At 45.2% G+C, this 17,371-nt stretch carries 15 protein-coding genes; 13 read left to right on the top strand and 2 right to left on the bottom strand.

What is annotated here, in order from left to right; translation table 11 throughout:
• Nucleotides 1-107 precede the first annotated feature (107 nt).
• A complete protein-coding gene (thrS, locus tag DW015_RS02590; protein ID WP_117876308.1) occupies nt 108-2,054 on the bottom strand; it encodes a threonine--tRNA ligase in 1,947 nt (648 codons plus the stop codon).
• Between the two features lie 133 nt (nt 2,055-2,187).
• Complete coding sequence (locus DW015_RS02585) at nt 2,188-2,544, bottom strand: hypothetical protein (RefSeq protein ID WP_051706305.1); 357 nt, start codon at nt 2,542-2,544, stop codon at nt 2,188-2,190.
• A gap of 615 nt (nt 2,545-3,159) precedes the next feature.
• Between DW015_RS02585 and rny the strand changes: the two genes are divergently transcribed.
• From rny to rpiB, 13 genes are all read left to right on the top strand, one after another.
• On the top strand, nt 3,160-4,725 hold the full coding sequence (gene rny, locus DW015_RS02580) for a ribonuclease Y (protein ID WP_022288004.1): 1,566 nt from the start codon (nt 3,160-3,162) through the stop codon (nt 4,723-4,725).
• Nucleotides 4,726-4,905: 180 nt separating this feature from the next.
• Nucleotides 4,906-6,405 (top strand): hypothetical protein, encoded by a 1,500-nt coding sequence (locus DW015_RS02575; protein ID WP_117903977.1) that lies wholly within the window; start codon nt 4,906-4,908, stop codon nt 6,403-6,405.
• Nucleotides 6,406-6,812: 407 nt separating this feature from the next.
• Nucleotides 6,813-7,682, top strand: coding sequence for a prohibitin family protein (locus tag DW015_RS02570; RefSeq protein WP_051706308.1), 870 nt, complete (start codon nt 6,813-6,815; stop codon nt 7,680-7,682).
• Nucleotides 7,683-7,880: 198 nt separating this feature from the next.
• Entirely contained in the window at nt 7,881-8,165 is a 285-nt protein-coding gene (locus tag DW015_RS02565) for a hypothetical protein (RefSeq protein ID WP_117903975.1), read from the top strand.
• Between the two features lie 15 nt (nt 8,166-8,180).
• Complete coding sequence (locus DW015_RS02560) at nt 8,181-9,281, top strand: hypothetical protein (RefSeq protein WP_117903973.1); 1,101 nt, start codon at nt 8,181-8,183, stop codon at nt 9,279-9,281.
• Nucleotides 9,282-9,298: 17 nt separating this feature from the next.
• Nucleotides 9,299-10,018, top strand: coding sequence for a hypothetical protein (locus tag DW015_RS02555; RefSeq protein WP_117903971.1), 720 nt, complete (start codon nt 9,299-9,301; stop codon nt 10,016-10,018).
• Between the two features lie 55 nt (nt 10,019-10,073).
• Entirely contained in the window at nt 10,074-11,534 is a 1,461-nt protein-coding gene (locus tag DW015_RS02550; protein ID WP_117903969.1) for an SPFH domain-containing protein, read from the top strand.
• A gap of 205 nt (nt 11,535-11,739) precedes the next feature.
• Nucleotides 11,740-13,410 (top strand): formate--tetrahydrofolate ligase, encoded by a 1,671-nt coding sequence (locus DW015_RS02545; protein ID WP_117903968.1) that lies wholly within the window; start codon nt 11,740-11,742, stop codon nt 13,408-13,410.
• A 303-nt stretch (nt 13,411-13,713) separates the two neighbouring features.
• Entirely contained in the window at nt 13,714-14,892 is a 1,179-nt protein-coding gene (locus tag DW015_RS02540) for a DUF3810 domain-containing protein (protein ID WP_242993200.1), read from the top strand.
• A complete protein-coding gene (locus DW015_RS02535) occupies nt 14,892-15,689 on the top strand; it encodes a hypothetical protein (RefSeq protein WP_117903966.1) in 798 nt (265 codons plus the stop codon). The genes DW015_RS02540 and DW015_RS02535 overlap by 1 nt, the downstream gene beginning before the upstream one ends.
• 4 nt (nt 15,690-15,693) lie before the next feature.
• On the top strand, nt 15,694-16,149 hold the full coding sequence (tsaE, locus tag DW015_RS02530; RefSeq protein ID WP_022287994.1) for a tRNA (adenosine(37)-N6)-threonylcarbamoyltransferase complex ATPase subunit type 1 TsaE: 456 nt from the start codon (nt 15,694-15,696) through the stop codon (nt 16,147-16,149).
• Complete coding sequence (tsaB, locus tag DW015_RS02525; RefSeq protein ID WP_117903964.1) at nt 16,130-16,819, top strand: tRNA (adenosine(37)-N6)-threonylcarbamoyltransferase complex dimerization subunit type 1 TsaB; 690 nt, start codon at nt 16,130-16,132, stop codon at nt 16,817-16,819. The genes tsaE and tsaB overlap by 20 nt, the downstream gene beginning before the upstream one ends.
• A gap of 12 nt (nt 16,820-16,831) precedes the next feature.
• Nucleotides 16,832-17,269, top strand: a complete 438-nt coding sequence (rpiB, locus tag DW015_RS02520; RefSeq protein ID WP_022287992.1) for a ribose 5-phosphate isomerase B — start codon at nt 16,832-16,834, stop codon at nt 17,267-17,269.
• The last annotated feature ends 102 nt before the right edge of the window (nt 17,270-17,371 follow it).

Raw genomic sequence — 17,371 nt, 5'->3', positions numbered from 1 at the left:
GAAGCGGATTTTATCCTGTCCGCCCCATATTTTTATAAACGGCAATGCCGCACAAGAGAAACTCCCCCTGTGCGGTATCGCATAAAACGTCTGTATAACAAAGCCGATTACTTCGCCTTAGTCTTTATCTCCTCATCAAGCTTAGCGATAAGCTCGTCAACAGGCATTGCAGGAAGCTCGCCCTCTTTTCTTGAACGAACTGTAACAGTGTTGCTGCTTACCTCGTTGTCGCCAATGATGAGCATATAAGGAATCCTCTCAAGTCTTGCAGCCTTGATCTTAGTACCAATGTTCTCATCTCTGTTGTCAACAGTTACTCTCATGCCCATAGCAGTCATTCTATCAGCTATCTTCTGAGCGTATTCAGCATGACCCTCCTTGATAGGAAGAAGTCTTACCTGCTCAGGAGCGAGCCACAGAGGAAGAACGCCGTTGAAATGCTCAAGCATATAAGCAAGTGTTCTTTCAAAGCAGCCAAGTGAAGTTCTGTGAATGATGTAAGGAAGCTTCTTCTGACCGTCCTTGTCAACATAGTACATACCAAATCTTTCAGCCAAAAGCATATCTATCTGGATAGTAACAAGCGTGTCTTCCTTGCCGTAAACGTTCTTGTACTGAATGTCGAGCTTTGGACCATAGAATGCAGCCTCGTCGATACCGATATCGTAATCAACGCCAAGGTCGTCAAGGATAGTCTTCATTGCAGCCTGTGCGTGCTCCCACTGCTCAGCCGTACCCTCGTACTTGTTCTTAGGGTTAGCAGGATCCCACTGTGAGAATCTGAATGTGCAATCATCAAGCAGACCAACAGTGTCAAGGAAATACTTGGCAAGCTCCAAACAGCCCTTGAACTCCTCTTCAAGCTGGTCAGGTCTGAGAATGTAGTGGCCCTCAGAGATAGTGAACTGTCTTACTCTGATAAGACCGTGCATCTCACCGCTGTCCTCGTTTCTGAACAGCGTAGAAGTCTCTGTCAATCTCATTGGAAGCTCTCTGTATGAACGCTGTCTGTTAAGAAATACCTGATACTGGAATGGGCAAGTCATAGGACGAAGTGCGAAGCACTCTTTTTCCTCGTCATATGGGTCGCCAAGAATGAACATTCCGTCAAGATAGTGATCCCAGTGACCTGATATCTTATAAAGATCTCTCTTTGCGAAAAGCGGAGTCTTTGTAAGCAGACAGCCCTTTGCCTGCTCAACATCTTCTACCCAACGCTGAAGAAGCTGGATAACTCTTGCGCCCTTTGGAAGCATAACAGGAAGTCCCTGACCGATACAATCAACAGTTGTGAAATATTCAAGCTCTCTGCCTATCTTGTTGTGGTCACGAAGCTTAGCTTCCTCCTGCTGTTTAAGGAACTCATCGAGCATTGAAGCCTTAGGGAATGCAGTTCCGTAAATTCTTGAAAGCTGCTTGCCGTCCTCTGCCTTGCCCCAGTATGCACCTGTGCATGAAAGAAGCTTAACAGCCTTGATAGGTGCAACGCTCATTATGTGCGGACCTGCGCAAAGGTCAACGAAATCACCCTGCTTGTAGAATGAAAGCTTTTCGCCCTTATCGTCATGCTTGTGGATAAGCTCTACCTTGTAATCTTCGTGTCTTTCCTCCATGAGCTTTATAGCCTCGTCAGCAGAAAGCTCAAAACGCTCCAAAGCATAGCCCTCTTTTGCAAGCTTCTTCATTTCAGCCTGTATCTTTTCAAGGTCAGCAGGCGTAAAAGGCTTTTCTACCTCAAAATCATAGTAGAAGCCTGTGTCTGTAGCAGGGCCTCTTGCAAGCTTTGCCTCAGGATAAAGATTTTTTACAGCCTGCGCCATAAGGTGAGAAGCTGTGTGCCAGAAAGTTTCCTTACCAGCCTTTGAGTCAAAAGTCATGACCTCAAAATGGCAGTCATGGTCAACGACAGTTCTCATGTCGAAAACTTCACCGTCCAGCTTTACACAGCAGGCAGCCTTGTAAAGTCCCATGCCGATATCCTTGATTATCTCGCTTGCAGGCATTGCCTTTTCGATCTCACGGACAGAGCCGTCTTTTAATTTCAGCTTGATCATTTTTGATTCCTCCGATTTATATAATATTGTAATTCTTTATTATAACGTGCATAAACACGTTGTTTCTTTTTGTAATGCGTCACATATCACACGCTTTTTTTGCGGGCGACCTCAGGTCGCCCCTACAGGCATATTATTTGAAGTTCAGCAGTTCAGTATACTGCGAAACATACACATATATCCAGAAGCAAAGAAGCACTACGCTCAGCACCGTTGAAATGTCGCTCAGAACGTGCCTTGCCCTTTTTTTGATAGCCCATTGCCTGGAGCCGTCTTTTTTCACCCTGCAAACAAGCTGAGAGAAAAATGTGTTGAACCAGTATGATACTATCCATATGGGCAGAAAGGTGAGAAACCCTTGCTTGTCGGATATAGTTCCGTTCCATGATAACCAGCAAACATATCCCGCTGCACCATAAGCGCAAAACCCAATGGTATAGCAAATGATCGCAAGGATACGCCTTGTTTTCATGGCTTTCCTGTCTTTCATAGTATCATCACCCTCTTACATGACAAAAAAGTCCCATAGGATACAAATATCCTATGGGACGATGATATCGTGGTTCCACCCAACTTCATGCGCAGTTTCCTGCACAACTCATTAGCCGCTCCTTTAACGCTGAGCCTGCGGCGTGTATTAAACGCACTCAGGGGCGGTATCCTCACTCTGCATAGTCATGCACCGCTCACAGCCCGTATAAAAACGTGCGGCGCTCTCTGAAAAGACCTTTCGCCGAGGGGCTTCCCCGTCAAAGCTTTCAAGTATAACTGCAAAAGACTTTATCTTTTGCTTCGACTAACATTTTAACACCTCTTCACCCGCTTGTCAAGGGGTTTGTTAGAAAATATATAATTTTGTGGATTTAACTAAAAAAATTCTTGACAACAGAGAAGTTTTATTATACAATAATATTATGCATTATAATTTTTATATAACTGAAAGATGAAGTATAGTTTTTTTGTATTATTCTGATGTTTTTTATAAAATAAATTTTGCAATTTTGTATCTTTACAATTTAATATCAGGTGGATATCTTTTTTTCATGCGTTTTTTTACGCACAAAATATGGATATCCATACTTTCTAAGAAGGAGGAAAGCTATACATGGAACCAGGTATTGCTATTCTACTATGTGTAGTTGCTCTTGTTCTTGGTGCCGGTGTGAGCGGATTTATCTGCTTCAAACAGGGTATAAGCTATCGCAAAAAAACAGCCGAAGCTGCTGTAGGCTCTGCGGAAAAGGAAGCGGAGCGTATCGTTGACGACGCAAAGAAAAACGCTGAAACTCTGAAAAAAGAGGCATTGATCGAGGCGAAAGACGAGATCCACAAGTCACGCCAGGAAACGGAAAAAGAGCTTAAAGAGAGAAGGATCGAAGTTTCCAGACAGGAAAGACGTGTTCAGCAGAAAGAGGAGTCTATCGACAGAAAGCTCGATAATTTGGAGAAAAAGGAAGAAACTCTCCAGAACAAGCTGAAAAATGCTGACGAAAAGGTGGCTGAGGCTGACAGGATCAAGAAGTCACAGCTGGATATGCTTGAAAAGATATCTCAGTTCACTGTTGATCAGGCTAAGGATTATCTGCTTTCAAAGCTGGACGAGGATTTGGTGCATGAAAAGGCTGTTAGGGTCACAAACTTTGAAAATCAGGTGAAGGAGGACTGTGAGGCTAAGGCTAGACAGTATATCTCGCTTGCTATCTCAAGGTGTGCCGCTGATCAGGTGTCTGAATCAGCAGTGTCAGTCGTTGCATTGCCTAATGATGAGATGAAGGGCAGGATAATCGGACGTGAGGGAAGAAATATCAGAACTATCGAAACTCTCACAGGCGTTGATCTTATCATTGACGATACCCCTGAGGCTATCACCATCTCGTGCTTCGATCAGGTAAGAAGAGAGGTCGCAAGGATCGCACTTGAAAAGCTTATCCAGGACGGACGTATACACCCTACACGCATTGAAGAAATGGTAGAAAAGGCTAAGCGTGAAGTCGAGCTGAAGATCAAGCAGGAGGGCGAGAGAGCTATTCTCGAAACCAATGTTCACGGCGTGAACCACGAGCTTGTTAAGCTTCTTGGCCGTCTGCGCTATAGAACGAGCTATAGACAGAACGTGCTTAACCACTCTATTGAAGTCGCTCACCTTGCAGGAATGATGGCGTCAGAGCTTGGCGTTGACGCAAATCTGGCAAGAAGAGCAGGACTGCTCCACGATATAGGAAAGGCTCTCAGCTATGAGATAGAAGGCTCGCACGTTCAGATAGGTGTTGACGTATGTAAGAAGTACAAGGAAAGCCCTGAAGTTATTCATGCTATCGAGGCTCACCATGGCGACGTTGAAACAAGAACTGTTGTTGCGGCACTTGTTCAGGCGGCAGACGCAATAAGCGCCGCTAGACCGGGAGCAAGAAGCGAGAACTATGAGAACTATATCAAGAGGCTCCAGAAGCTTGAGGAGATCTGCACGTCCTACGAGGGCGTTGAGAAATCCTTTGCTATACAGGCAGGCCGTGAGGTTCGTATCATGGTACAGCCTGAGAAGATCAACGATGAAAAAATGGTGCTCGTTGCTCGTGAGATCGCTAAGAGGATCGAAACTGAAATGGATTATCCGGGACAGATCAAGGTCAATCTTATCCGTGAGAGCAGAGCTATCGAATACGCAAAGTAAATTGTGTAAACAGCGGGCAGACTTTAGGGTTTGCCTGCTTTTTTATTTCCCCGCCACACTCCGCTTCGCTTTTAGTGAGGAATTAGGAATGAGGAATGAGGAATTAAGGTATCGCCTGCGGCGATGATTTTTTTAATTATATAAAATAATAAAATATCTATGCTTTTTGGGGGATTTTTTATGTCAAAAGCAAAAGAGAAAAAAGAGGTCACTACCAATCAAGGTAAAAAGCACCTTTTCGGCAGTTCGGAAAAGTCGGATTTTATTCTGAATATGTCTGCCGAGTCTGCACAAAAGCTGTGCGGAGTTTACAGCATTATTGCTGTGCTTGTTCTGTGCGTTATCACAATTCCGTATTATTTCACACAGAATATCAAATACGGTATGGACGAAAGCGTCAATCGTACTCTTTATCTAAACGAAAAATTTATATTCTTTATATCTGCCGCTGTGCTTGCGGTCGGCTTTGTGGGATTTATCATTTTCCTTATTGCCAACATGAAAAAGCAGGTGGAGCTTAAAGACAACAAGAGCCTTATCGTACCACTTGCGGTGGTGCTTCTGTCGGTGATATCTTGCTTGCTTTCAGCGGATATCTTCACATCTTTCTACGGCTATCTCGACCGCTCCGAGGGTATGCTCACCATACTTGGCTATTGGGGACTTTTTGCCGCAGGAATGACAGTTACGGCTGACGACCGCAGGATAAAGCTTTCAGACTTTATCGTAGGAATAGGCGCATTTGAAGCTATCGTGGGAATTTTGCAGGCTATACCTGCTACCGCAAAAATAGTTCCAAACTATTTCAAAGAGATATTCTCGGGCTTCTCATCAGGCGGTATGACCTATACAAAGGAATATATCGCAACAGGCTTTTTGTGTACACCTTTTGCATTGGCGGCAGTGCTTACAGTGATATCTGCCTTTGCACTTAATGGTATGCTCTATGATGATAAAAAGGCAAGAAAGATATTCTATGCTATCTCCCTTGCCCTTATGACAGCGGCTGATATCCTCGCCTGCGTTGTCCCTGCTATCTTGGGACTTGGTGCGGTTTATGTTATATCTCTTATTATTGCCGCTGTAAAGTCGGGCTTTGCAAAGGATAAGAAGCCTTTTATAGCCTGCCTTGTGGCTTTTATAGTCGCAGGAGGGATCTTTGCTGGACTTTTCGCCTCAAACGAGTTCAGACTTATGGACGAGAAAATAATCTTCCATGACAGCTTCGACAGACTTTCTATCACAGGCACAGGCAGAGGCGATGATACCGAACAGTGGATATATCCTTATCTGTGGGACGACGGAATGTATACTGCCGAGCAAAACCTTATCTGGGGAACCGGTCCAGACAACTGGGGAACGATATTCGAGTCGGGTGCTATAATAGACCGCTCTTATAATGAGTATATCGACCTTTTGCAGTCAAGAGGACTCATCATTTTCGCACTTACAATAGTATTTCTTATTATGACTATTGTAAAAATGTGCAAGCTCGTAGCAGGCTTTATGAAAGACAAAAACAGCTGGACGGGCTGTGCAGTATCAGCGGCAGTTCTTTGCTATCTGATACAGGCGTTTTTCAACATAAGTTCTGTTACATCATCACCATACTTCTGGATCGCGGCTGGACTTGTGTGGAGTTTCACAGCGGTAAAATCCAGTGCAAAGAAAAAGAGTTAACAAACCTATCTGTAGGGGCGACCTTGGGTCGCCCGCTCTTTCATCAATACATTATAAAAAATTCGGACGCAGTAAAATGAGTCCGATTTTTTTATGCCTTTTTGCAGACAATGATATAAACATATTAACTTTTACATATATTGAAATATGGCTATAGACCTGTGCCGAATTTTTTCACCCATAAATAACGAGCGGATTTGAACGGGCGAGAATAGGTGAGATTGCAAGAGATACAGTGAGCTAAATCAAAAAATCTGTTCACTGCTGACTTCCGCTGACTTCCCCGAACTTTGTCGGACTTTGCTAATTTGTAAGGCTTATGATATAATCATATTAAACCAAAGGACAGAAAGCCTTTGGTTAAACGGCAAGTCGAAAGACTTTGTTTTATACGAAAGGAAAAAATCATGAGCAAAGAAAAGGTCATTGACATTTCAACAAGAAAAACAGGAAAGATCGTTGGCATTTGTGCGGCGGCAGTTGCGGCTATAATAGTGGTCGTATCCTCTGTATCCATAGTTCCGGCAGGCTGTACGGGCGTTGTGACGACCTTCGGCAAGGTATCAGACACTGCACTCAACGAGGGATTGCATCTGAAAGTGCCTTTTGCACAGCGTGTAACAACAGTGTCAAACAAGATACAAGTTTATCAGGCTGACGCTGACGCAGTTTCAAAGGACTTGCAGACTGTGAACTCTACCATAGCGGTGAACTTCCGAATAAAGTCGGCTTCTTCTGCAAGCATTTTCAAGAATATCGGCTCAGATTACGAGAACGTTATCCTTATGCCAACAGTGCAGGAATGTATGAAGTCGGTATGTGCAAAATATACGGCTGAACAGCTTATCACTGACAGAGCGCAGGTGGGCGAGGAAATAAAGGCACAGCTCGTTTCAAAGGTGGATGAATATGGTATCGAGATAGAGAAATTCAACATTGTGAATTTTGATTTCTCATCTGAATTTAATGAAGCCATAGAGGCAAAGCAGGTAGCAGAGCAGAATCTTTTGAAAACAAAGACCGAGCAGGAGCAGGCTATAGTTGTAGCTGAGGCGGAGGCTAAGAAAAAGGTTATTGCCGCAGACGCTGAGGCAACTTCCATAAAGACCAAGGCTGAAGCTCAGGCAGAAGCCAACAAGACTATCTCTGAATCTCTTTCAAACGAGCTTATAAAGTATCAGACCATCGATAAGTGGGACGGTGTTTTGCCTAAGGTGGCTAATGACGCAAACCCTCTGATATCTCTTGACCTTGACGAGCAGAAAACCGCTGAATAACGCTGATTCCTGACAGAACGGCTGTCAATCGTTAAAAACACCAATGAAAGGTATAAAAATATGTTCAAATGGACAAAAAAGAACTTTTTTTGAACGTTGTATGACATATTTCTTGACATGAAAAGCGTTTTCTGCTATCATAAATATATGTGAACATATTTTAGTTTTATGTAAAATATGGAGTTGGGAGGAGAAAAAATGTTGAAAAAGCTATACCGCACATTAGGCTTTGCACTTATTTCCTGCAATTTGTTTTTCACCCCTGTCATGGCATATGCCGACAGCAGTGTGAGCGTGGGAACAAGTATGTGCTTTGCTGTACCGGGAGGACTTATAACAGGCTTTGTGCTTGTTTCAATGAGCCGCACAAAACAGAAAGCTACCAAGGCAGATAAATACATAAAGAGTAATCTTAAACTCAATGGGCGTAACGACACCTATCTGCGTACCACCACTGATAAGACTAAGATAAAAGACGATTGATAGGGGGTACGGAAAATGGCTGTTAATATTTCTTATAAATGCCCTAACTGCGGAGCGGAGCTTTTCTGGAGTGCTGACAAAAACTGCTGGGCATGTGAATACTGCGACGGACAGTTTACTTTAAAAGACCTTGAAGAAGCAGGCGGTGACGCTAAAAAGGCTGAAGAGCTGAACAAGGATAACGTTGAAAAGCATGAAGAGGTCGATAAGGACGAGTATAAGACTTCTAATGATGGCACAGTAGGAAGCGACCTTGTAAAATACACCTGCTCGCACTGCGGAGCGGAGATAATCACCGACCGCTCAACTGCAGCAACAGTTTGCGTTTACTGTGGAAATGCGGTAATAATGGGAGAGCAGATAATAGACAATTTCTCCCCTGACTATGTTATACCTTTCAAAGTGCCGAAAACTCAGGTAATGGACGCTTTTAAAAAATTCAGCAATAAGCCTCTTACACCGAAAGATTTCAACTGCGATAGGGTAGTGGACAAGATGCAGGGCGTTTATATCCCGTTTTGGCTCTATTCAGGAAACTGCGAAGGCTCTATTACTGCGGAGGGTATAAACACAAGAACATGGACTTCGGGAAATTACAGATACACTGAGAAAAAGTATTATTCAGTTTACAGAAACGGAAACCTCGATTTCAAAGCTGTTCCTGTGGACGCTTCTTCAAAGACTGACGATGACGCTATGGACTCTATCGAGCCTTTTGATTACTCGGAAATGACAGCGTTCAACCCGGGTTATCTTTCGGGATATCTTGCAGAAAGATATGATGATGATAAGGATAAGTGCCTGCCCAGGGCTAAAGAACGTATCGAGAACACAACTCGTGACGAACTTAGAAATACTTGTAACTACAACAGCGTAAACGTTCAGTCATATGAAAAGCACACCGAGATAAAGGACGTTAAATACGCTATGCTTCCAACATGGCTTTTGTATACAACCTATCAGGATAAGCCTTATTTCTTTGCAATGAATGGTCAGACAGGTAAATTTATCGGAAATCTGCCTATAAGCAAGGGAAAGCTTGTGGCTTACTCGCTTCTTGGGGGCGTGGGCGGATATATTATCGGAGCTATACTTCAGATAATGGGAATATTCTAGTAGGGGGTATCAGCTAAATGCCTGAAATATCAACGGCACTTATAATAAAAATAATAGTTATAGCGGTCGCCATAGGCGGTGGTATAGCGGTGATATATTCTGTGAAAAAAGCGGTATCGAACACCATTGGCAGACAACTGAGCCGTGCCAACGACCTGCTAAGGACCATAAATGACGCAACTGAGGAAAGACAGAACAATGCCATGCAGTTTACTTATGTTGATCCTAATGTGGTGAACAACATAAAGAGAGATTTTCCTGACTATGATGAAAATATAGCAAGGAGCATAGTGGAAAACACTGTGATGAAATATTTTCTTGTTATAAACGGAGAAGCAAGCGAGAATCAGCTTGAATACTGTACTGAAGCGTTCAAGCAGAGAGCAGCCACGATGGCAAAAGACAACTTGTCAACGGTTACGCCAAAGCATTATGACGATATACATATCCACAAGTCGCAGGTGGCGTCTTATCATAGAGATCATGACGCTGCAACGGCAAAGTTTCAGGTATCTCTTGAATACAAGCTCAACGGGATAAAGGCACAGCACATTTATGAGGCGGATTATTCATACTATCTTTCAATGGGGATAGAGGGCGAAAACGCCAGCCTTATATGTCAGTTCTGCGGAGCGCCTGTGGACACCGCAGGCTCGGTTTGTCCTTACTGCGGTTCTGAGATACACAGCTCTGTAGAGCGCACATGGAAAGTCAGCAGGATATCCATGCTGAGATAGACAAGTTTAAAACCCCTTGGGGTGAAATAATACAGACAACGAAAGGAATTTAACTATGGGACTTATTAAGATGTTTACATCAGCAGTCGGCTCAACATTTGCCGATCAGGTAGTAGAGTACTTCAGATGTGAGGATATGTCAACCAAGATACTCTGCCAGCCGGCTACTCTTGTTAAGAGAGGAAAGACTGTGAACAACGGCACAGAGGGCGTTATCTCAAACGGTTCACGCTTTGACGTTGCGGTAAATCAGGCGGCTCTTCTTATCGAGAACGGCAGAGTACACGATTTTGTTATCGGTACACAGGAAACAGCTGGTCAGTATAAGTATGATTCAACTGTATCTCCGTCACTTCTTGGCGGCGGCTGGGGTGACCTTGGCGCTTCTATCAAGGAGATAGGCAGAAGATTTACAGCAGGTGGTCAGGCTATGAACACAATGCGTCTTATCTACATAAACCTCAGACCTCTGCCTGGAAACAAGATCGGTTTCGGCAAGATACCTTTCAGAGATGGCGAGATGAACCTCACTCTTAACGCACAGGGTCATGGTCAGTATGAACTTCAGATCGTAAACCCTATGAACTTCTATGAGAACGTTGTTCAGAACGTAAATAAGGTACTTACTGTTGACAGCCCTGACGGCGTGGCAGTTCTCGGCCAGCTTAAGGCTGACATGACACCTAAGTTCCAGAAGGCTCTTACAAGGATATCCGCTCAGAAAATACCATACGATCAGCTTGGTCTTTATCCTGATGAGCTTGCTGAAGCAATGAATGCAGAGCTTGAAGAAAAGTGGGCTACAAAGGGTGTTAAGGTAACAAGCCTTTCTATTGAGCTGAACGTGGACGAAGAGTCAAAGCAGAGAATCGCAAAATTCCAGGAGGCAAAAACTGTTGGAAGTGATCCTTCAATGCTCTATGCTATGGACAGAATGTCTATCAACAAGGCAAGAGAGGCAGCGGCAAGCAACTCAAACGGTGTTATGGCAGGCTTTATGGGCATGGGCATGGCAGGCGGCATGATGGGTCAGCCAATGGACGCGACTATGTATCAGCAGCAGATGCAGCAGAACATGATGAATCAGCAGGCTGCACAGGCAGCTCCACAGCAGGCAGCTCCAGCAGCTGCACCAACACAGGCTGCACCTGAGAACGGCTGGACTTGTGCTTGCGGAACAACAAACACAGGAAAATTCTGTGCTAACTGCGGACAGCCTAAGCCTGAGCCAAAGCCGGCAGCAGACAGCTGGAAGTGTTCATGCGGCACAGAGAACACAGGAAAGTTCTGTGCAAACTGCGGTTCGCCAAAGCCAGAGCAGCCGGTAGGCTGGACTTGCTCATGCGGAGCAGTGAACAAGGGCAAGTTCTGCGCTGAGTGCGGAAAGCCAAAGCCTGCATCAGAGCCGCTTTACAAGTGTGACAAGTGCGGCTGGGAACCTGAAGATCCGAAAAATCCTCCTAAGTTCTGCCCAGAATGTGGAGATCCATTTAACGATAACGATATTCAGAAATAATTCTTATAGTTATTTTGAGCCGTCCTGCGGAATGCGGGGCGGCTCTTTTTGTGGGGCGATGTTCGGAAATGTGTCGGTTTATATAGTTTGTTTACATATGAAATATTGAAATCATCACGGATATGTGATATAATATATAGCGTATGATATTTTATATGGGTCTTTACCGATATACTAAAAATTTTTCCGAAAGGACTTGATCTAAATGCTGTCAGATATCGAAATCGCAAAGCAGGCGAAAATGCTCAAAATTGGGGAGGTCGCTGCTAAGCTCGGCATCTCAGAAGATGAATATGAGCCTTATGGTCACTACAAGGCTAAGCTTTCTGAGTCGCTTTATGCTAAAACTAAAAATGATCCAGATGGTAAGCTTATTCTTGTTACCGCTATAAACCCTACGCCTGCAGGAGAGGGCAAGACCACTATTTCTGTTGGATTGGCTGAGTCTATGAACAAGATAGGCAAGAAAGCTATGCTCGCTCTGAGAGAGCCTTCACTTGGTCCTGTTTTTGGTATCAAGGGCGGTGCGGCTGGCGGCGGATACGCTCAGGTCGTTCCTATGGAAGACATCAATTTGCACTTCACAGGAGATATGCACGCTATAACTGCGGCTAACAACCTGCTCTGCGCCCTTATCGACAACCATATGCAGCAGGGAAATGAGCTTCACATTGACCAGAGAAGGATACTTTTCAAGCGTTGCCTTGACATGAATGACAGAGCACTGAGAGATATCGTTATCGGTCTTGGCTCAAAGGTGAATGGTATTCCTAGAGAGGATTCTTTCCAGATAACTGTCGCTTCTGAGATAATGGCTATTCTTTGCCTCGCTTCCGATCTGGCTGACCTTAAGGCTAGAATTGAGAAGATACTCGTTGCTTACACAACTGACGGAAAGCCTGTTTATGCTAAGGATATAGGCGGTTGCGGTGCTATGACTGCTTTGCTGAAAGACGCTTTGAAGCCTAACCTTGTTCAGACGCTTGAGAACAATCCTGCTCTTATCCATGGCGGTCCATTCGCTAACATCGCTCACGGCTGTAACTCAGTAAGAGCCACAAAGCTTGCTTTGAAGCTTGCTGACTACACTATCACTGAGGCTGGCTTCGGCTCTGACCTTGGCGCTGAGAAATTCTTTGATATCAAGTGCAGATACGCTGGTCTTAAACCAAGTTGCGTAGTTCTGGTGGCTACTGTAAGGGCATTGAAATACAATGGCGGTGTTCCGAAAACTGAGCTTACTAACGAAAATGTTGAGGCTCTCGAAAAGGGTATCGTAAACCTGAAAACTCATATTGAGAATATGCACAAGTTCGGTGTGCCTGTAGTGGTGGCTATAAATAGATTCCATACTGATACTGAGGCTGAGCTGGCTGTTATCGAGAAAGTTTGCGGTGAAATGGGTGTTGAGTTCTCACTTGCTGAGATTTTTGCAAAAGGCTCTGAGGGCGGTATCGACCTTGCGGAAAAGGTTTGCAAGACTATTGAAACAAAGCCGTCTGAGTTCAAGCCGCTTTATGACGAGAAGCTCCCTATCAAGGATAAGCTTGATATACTTGCGAAAGAGATATACCGTGCAAACGGAGTGATCTATACAAAACAGGCTGAAAAGGCTATAAAGGAGATCACTGAGCTGGGATTCGGGGATATCCCTGTTTGCGTGGCTAAGACGCAGTATTCACTGTCTGACGACCCGACAAAGCTTGGCAAGCCTGAGAATTATGAGATAACAGTAAGAGATGTAAGGCTTTCAGCCGGTGCAGGATTTGTGGTAGCTTATACGGGCGATATTATGACAATGCCCGGTCTGCCTAAGAAGCCTGCGGCTTATAATATCGATTGCGATAATGAGGGCAATATCTACGGATTGTTCTAAGCCGTTTAAGTGAGGAGTGAGGAATTGGCATAGCCGACCGAACAAGTCACTTTGATAGAGTAAATACCGAGCGGAGCGATTTTGCGGCGTGGCAAATGTAGGGGACGGCGCCCTTGACGTCCCGTTTTTGGGAGCGACGAGGTTTGAATTTATACAAACCATGTAGGCGACCAAGACGAGTGAACGCTGTTCGCCCCTACACGATTTGTGCGATAAGATAATTTGTAGGTAAGCAGATAATAAGTCGGGTAAACAGGCGTGTTGAGATAGCAGAGTAAAATACATGAACCGAGGTGAGCGGCAGTGACAGATACAGCGGTGAAAAAGAGTGCGGAAAGTGTGGAAATGCCTGAGAACGGCAAGAAAAAACATCTCTCTTGGCAGGTCATTGCCTGTGTTTGCCTTGTGGCAGTCAGCGTGGTGCTGAACGTGGTCGCCTGGAAAAGTACGGCGTTCTGCGACTGGTATACGGCTCACATTTTTCCAATTTGGAAAAATACATATGGCAGGCTCACTTCGCTGTTGCCGTTTTCTTTCGGGGAACTGCTTATTGCGGTAGCGGTTTTCGGTATTCCGCTTTCGCTGGTGGCTATGCTGGTGCTTGTGATAGTCAGAAAAGGCAAGAGAAAGAAAACTGCGAAAATTTTCGGGCTTGTTTATATGTGGATAGTCACTTTTGTGGTGACGGTGCAGACCTTTAACTGCTTCGTGCTTTATCATTGTTCAAGCTTTGCGGAACTTAACGGCATACCTACGGAACAGCACACTAGGACGGAGCTTGAAGCACTTGGCAACAAGCTTGTTACGGAGATAAATGCGCTTAGCAAAGAGGTGGAGCGTGACAGCGAGGGAAAATTCGTGCTGACTGCTGACCTTGACAAGACGGCTCAGGAGGCCATGCGTGGGCTTGGAAGCGAATTTAAAAACCTCGGGGGATTTTATGTCACTCCGAAAGCTATAAAATGCTCGTTCTTTATGAGCCAAATGGACCTTATGGGCATCTATTTCCCGTTCTCTATGGAGGCTAACTACAATCAGGATATGTATAAGGCGAAGCTTCCTGACACCATTTGTCATGAGCTTGCTCATACGAAAGGCTACATTCAGGAGGACGAGGCGAACTTTATTGCCTTTATGGCGTGCGACAGATCGGACAATGCTGATTACCGCTATTCGGGCTATCTGGCGGCGCTTGGCGAGGTTAGAAACAAGATTTTTGACTACGCTTCTGACGATAAGAAGATAGAATTTGACAGCTCTATCTGCGACGAGGTGTGGGCTGATATGGAAGCAAACTGGGACTACTGGCGGAGCGTTGACGAGGCTAAGGACACTGTTTTCGACAGCGAGGCAGTGGGGGAGATATCTGACAAGGCAATGGAAAAATCTCTGAAGCTCAACGGCGTTGAGGACGGCAAGCAGTCTTACGGCAGAATGGTGGATCTTATGCTAAACTACTTCAAGGATAAGGGTGAGCTGTGATGAAAATTCTTGCGGTCGTGCTGCTTCTCGGGATAATGCTCAGTTCATGCGGAAACAAGGCGGACAGTGAAAGGCTCAATGATTCGGCTTTTACCACTACTGCGGAAAGCTTTGTGGTGGATAGTGACAGCATGGAAGTTGACGAAAGCTCGCAGGTCGGTGATGAGAGCGGTATTCAGGGCGACAGCTCGGAGGACGATATGAAGTGGCGGCTTTTTGAGGACACTTATAAGGAAACTGACAGCGGCAGGACTGCGGAAAATTATGCTCACAACAAGGGCATAAAGATAGAGGGCTTTGTGGGGTATGGGCAGGAAAATCCCCCTGTGTGCGATCTGATGCTTGGCGAAAACAGGTTCGCAGGGGTAGGCTGTGAGGTCATTGCGGCTTATAATTATCTCACATACGAGGGCTTTGAGCCTGACATGGCAAAGCTTGCTTATGATTTTGAAAAGAATGCTCTTATTGCGGCGGACGGCTCGCTGGGGTCTAACCCTAGGAAAATAAGCGGTCTTTTTAAGGCAATGGGAGTTGGATACAAAAGATTTTATAAAGCTGAGGAGGCTCAGGCGGCTGTTGAAGAGGGCAAGCCTGTGATAGTTTCTTACCATATCGGGTTGAATATTTTCAGCGGTATCCACACGGTTTTCGCTGTTAAAGAGGAGGGCAGGCTGTATGTTTACAACTGCTACAATTCAGCGGCGGACAAGACAGAGGTGGAGAGCATTTATCAGCTTATGAATAAAAACAGCCTTTTTATTGTGGGCTACACGGAAGATGACGGTCAAATGAGGTGATAGGTTGACAAAGGTATACAAAACATCATCTGCGGCGGAAACTATCGCTTTGGGTGAGGAGATAGGTAGACGGCTGAAAGGCGGCGATCTTATCGCTTACAGCGGCGGTCTTGGTGCAGGAAAGACTACTATTACCAGGGGGATCTCCATTGGAATGGGACTTGGCGACGAGGTGACTTCGCCTACGTTCGCACTGGTGAACGAATACCGAGGTGACAGGCTCAGCCTTATACACTTTGATATGTATCGCATAAATTCAGCGGACGATCTGGAAACTACAGGCTTTTTTGACTACATGGACGAAGACACTGTGCTTGCGGTGGAATGGTCGGAGAATATTGCTGAGGAGCTTCCTGAGGACGCTTTGAGGATAGATATTCAGCGCATTGACGAGGACAGCAGGGAGATAAGCATAACTGCACCTGAGGGAGATGATAGATTTGAAGATATTAGCTATTGACACGAGCGGAAAGGTCGCTTCAGTGGCGGTGACGGACGGAGAGAAGCTTCTTTGGGAGAAATCTGTATACACAAAGCTCACTCATTCCCAGGTGATATTGCCTATGGTGAAGCAGGCACTAGAGGAAACAGGGATTACTTATACTGACCTTGATTGTGCGGCTATTGCAAAGGGTCCGGGGTCTTACACGGGACTTAGGATAGGCGTGGCGGCTGTAAAGGGAATGTGCTTTGGCTGTGAGAGCTTAAAAAGCGCAGGAGTTTCTACTCTGCTTTCGCTGGCTTACAACTGCATAGGTTTTGAGGGCAGTATAATTTCTGTTATGAGGGCAAGGCCTAAGATAGTTTACGCAGGCGAGTTTCAGTGCAAAAACGGCGTTGTCACGAGGATATCCGCTGACAGAGTTTGCCCTGAGGAGGAAGTTTTTTCGGGAGAGTTTTCTGAAAAGACAATGCTTGTGGGCGACTGTGCGGCAGAGATAAATGCGAAATATTTCGCTGACAACGAAAATGTTCAGCTTGCAAGCTATGTGAACAGGCTGCAGAGGGCTTCGTCACTGTGTCTTGCGGTGGAGGCTCAGCCTGAGATAATGGTTTCGGCGGACAGGCTGGAGGTATCATATTTGCAGGCTACAAAGGCGGAAAAGGATAAGGCACATAGGGATAAATAGGAGGAAATTAAAATGAAAATTGCTATTGGCTGCGACCATGCAGGTCCTGAGCTTAAGGCGGAGATATTGGCACATTTGGACGAAAAGGGTGTGGAATACACTGATTTTGGTATTCAGGCAGGAGAAAAAGTAGACTATCCTGACAAGGCAAAGGAAGTTTGCGAGAAAGTGGCTTCGGGCGAATACGAAATGGGAATACTCATATGCGGAACTGGTATTGGAATGTCAATGAGTGCAAACAAGATAAAGGGAATAAGAGCGGCTTGCTGTTCGGATTATTTCTCTGCTAAGTATACAAGAGCGCATAATGACGCAAACGTGCTTTGCATTGGTGCGAGAGTGCTGGGTGCAGGCTTGGCTATCGAGCTGGTGGACGTTTTCCTTGAAACGGAGTTTGAGGGTGGCAGACATCAGAGGAGAGTGGATAAGATCTCTGAGCTGGAGAAGTAGTGAGGAGTTAGGAGTGAGGAATGAGGAATTATGGTATCGCCTGCGGCGATTGACTTTTCTTTTTTCTTTACGTTAGAAGGGCAGGGCGGCTTGTTGTTGCCC

The sequence above is a fragment of the Ruminococcus sp. AF37-20 genome, assembly GCF_003460465.1.
GTDB lineage: Bacteria > Bacillota > Clostridia > Oscillospirales > Ruminococcaceae > Hominimerdicola > Hominimerdicola aceti.
Note: the sequence above shows the minus strand (reverse complement) of the source record. Positions and strands in the feature narration are given on the sequence as shown.